1 protein-coding gene and 3 pseudogenes are annotated in these 2,457 nt (G+C 55.1%); 2 read left to right on the top strand and 2 right to left on the bottom strand.

Going from position 1 to position 2,457, the window contains the following annotated elements; all coding sequences use genetic code 11:
• Positions 1-73: 73 nt before the first annotated feature.
• Positions 74-181: pseudogene (locus tag PG887_RS22110) on the top strand (IS630 family transposase); the annotation flags it as partial.
• 730 nt (positions 182-911) lie between these two features.
• On the opposite strand, the pseudogene PG887_RS22105 reads toward PG887_RS22110, so the two are convergent.
• Both PG887_RS22105 and PG887_RS22100 read right to left on the bottom strand, forming a co-directional pair.
• Positions 912-1,163: pseudogene (locus PG887_RS22105) on the bottom strand (Tn3 family transposase); the annotation flags it as partial.
• A pseudogene (locus tag PG887_RS22100) lies at positions 1,164-1,532 on the bottom strand (recombinase family protein); the annotation flags it as partial.
• A gap of 308 nt (positions 1,533-1,840) precedes the next feature.
• Between PG887_RS22100 and PG887_RS22095 the strand changes: the two are divergent.
• The coding region (locus PG887_RS22095) for a PAS domain-containing protein (protein WP_270822922.1) at positions 1,841-2,457 on the top strand (617 nt) is incomplete at its 3' end.

Raw genomic sequence — 2,457 nt, 5'->3', positions numbered from 1 at the left:
ATGATCTCGCACCTCGATAACTGTACGTAAGATCAGTATAGTTCGTGGTAACTGACTGCTAATCATGGGTAATCAGGATCATCAATGCAGTGGGATGGCAAACCTGCTGGCCCGAGTGAAACACTTCATGGATACCGTGTCTCCTTTCCCGGGGAATGGCTATGGCACAGCGAAGGTGTAGCACTATTGGGATCAGTTATTTAGGCCGATAAAGCCGCCTCCAAGGCGGTTTTTTTATGAGTGAGGGAAGGCTGTGCGAATAACGTTTGAGGGTAGGGACATCTGCCGGTCGTTTGTGATCGGTTCCGTTATCGGTATGTGCGGCGGGCTGATTTTTGCGGGATGGGGCCCGTTCATGTGGCTGTGTTTCGGTACCTGTGGATCCGCAGCGGCAATGTCACGGGCGATCCATTGGCGGGCACGTAGGGACCGGCTCCAACGCTATCTTAGCGGGAAGGATGTGAACTAGAACACTAGGCAAACCGCTGGCCATCCCCGGCCCCGGCCCGGCGGCGAACCTCCCAGGCGAAACACCAGCCCCCCGGCGCTCAATGTCGCACCAAGACATTGAGGGGTGACCGGCGACTCCCGCACCAGGCAAACCGCTGGCCATCCCCGGCACCGGCCCGGCGGCGAACCCCCCAGGCGAAACACCAGGCCCCCGGCGCTCGATGTCGCACCACGACATTGAGGGGTGACCGGCGACTCCCGCACCAGGCAAACCGCTGGCCATCCCCGGCACCGGCCCGGCGGCGAACCTTCCAGGCTAAAAGAACAAGGGTGGGGAAACACGGAACCGCTTGCTCAGTGCTTCAATGTGTTGCTTATTCAGCTTCTTCCCGTCTGCGGCGTTCAAGAGCTTGCTGACATTCGATTTAGGGGAGCCCGCAGAATTCGGAAAAAATCGTACGCTAAGGTTTTCCGGGCATCCGTAGGGGCCGAAACTTCCCGTCTTCCAGTCTGCGGCTCTGCCGCCAGACGTAATCGCCGGTTAGGTTGATGTGCTCCCAGCCCAGAGGCGACAGGAATTGCAGCAGCTCGCCGTCCACCGGCTTGCCGGCCTCGACCAACCCCTGGGTGGCGCGCTCCAGGTACACCGTGTTCCACAGCACGATAGCCGCCGTCACCAGGTTGAGGCCGCTGGCCCGGTAGCGCTGCTGCTCACGGATCAGCGCACGCTCGAACTCGGCGAAGGCCCCCATCACCGACAGCATCAGGTTGGCCATCGGCGAGTCCTCGCCGGTGAATACCAGCCCCTCCTTCAAGAACTCGATGCGTACGCCGCGCTGGGTCAGCTTCTGTACAAGGCGGCGCAGGTCGTCGAGGTTGCGGGCCAGACGATCCATGCTGTGCACCACCACGGTGTCGCCCTCGCGGACGAAGCTCAGTAGCGCTTCGAGCTGGGGGCGCTGGGTGTCCTTGCCCGAGGCTTTGTCGGTGAACACCTTGCTCACCTGGGTCTGTTCCAGCTGGCGTTCCGGGTTCTGGTCGAAGCTGCTGACCCGGACGTAGCAGATGCGGTGCCCCTGCACGATGTCTCCTTGGTTGAAGGCGGCTTAAGTGCTCCTTCTGTTCCGTTGTGCCTCAAACCCCGTTTCTGTCAGGCTGAAATCTATGACCTTCGCGGGCATGTGTCAAAAAATGCGAAAGATGACTCTATTCTGACGAAGCGGCGCGGCCTTGCCTGACATCCAGTTAGGGTATAACCTAGATTTACATGCGCAATGCAACCCTTAACTTGCTGCACCTATCGTGTCCATGCTAGCTTTATCGTAACGCTAAAGAAATTGGGCTTAATGCCGAACACAATAAAATAAAACAGCCAACTCTTGAGGCTCTTATGCGCCAGAATTTACCAGTGACGGGTCGAAACTTAGAACTCCCAAAAGATGCCAATATTCTTTCGACTACCTCCCCTCAAAGCCATATCACGTACGTTAATCCTGACTTCATTAAAATCAGTGGTTTCACTGAGGAAGAACTATTAGGCCAGCCTCACAACATCATAAGACACCCAGATATGCCGCCTGCTGCATTTGAGCATATGTGGAGTACATTAAAATCTGGCCGCTCATGGATGGGGCTAGTAAAAAATCGCTGTAAAAATGGCGACCACTATTGGGTAAGTGCTTATGTAACGCCAATAGCTAAGAATGGTTCGATTGTTGAATACCAGTCTGTAAGGACCAAGCCTGAACCTGAGCAGGTTTTGGCTGCGGAAAAATTATATGCTCAATTGAGAAGCGGGAAGGCCGCGAGGCCGAAATGGGTTGCTAGCTTTTCCGTGAAAATACTCTTGCTCATATGGGGTAGTATTATATCAAGCGCAATGGCTGCCGGCATGCTTACTGATACATCAATAAACAGCTTATTGTTAGCTACTTTAATGTCAGGAAGCTTAAGCTCTGTTAGTGTTTTGGCTATTCTCTCTCCTCTTGGAAGACTGGTTGAAAGAGC

Origin of the sequence: Aeromonas sp. QDB14 (assembly GCF_027707845.1) — a bacterium.
In the GTDB taxonomy this organism is placed as follows: Bacteria; Pseudomonadota; Gammaproteobacteria; order Enterobacterales; family Aeromonadaceae; genus Aeromonas; species Aeromonas caviae.
This window is presented reverse-complemented; position numbering and strand designations above follow the sequence as displayed.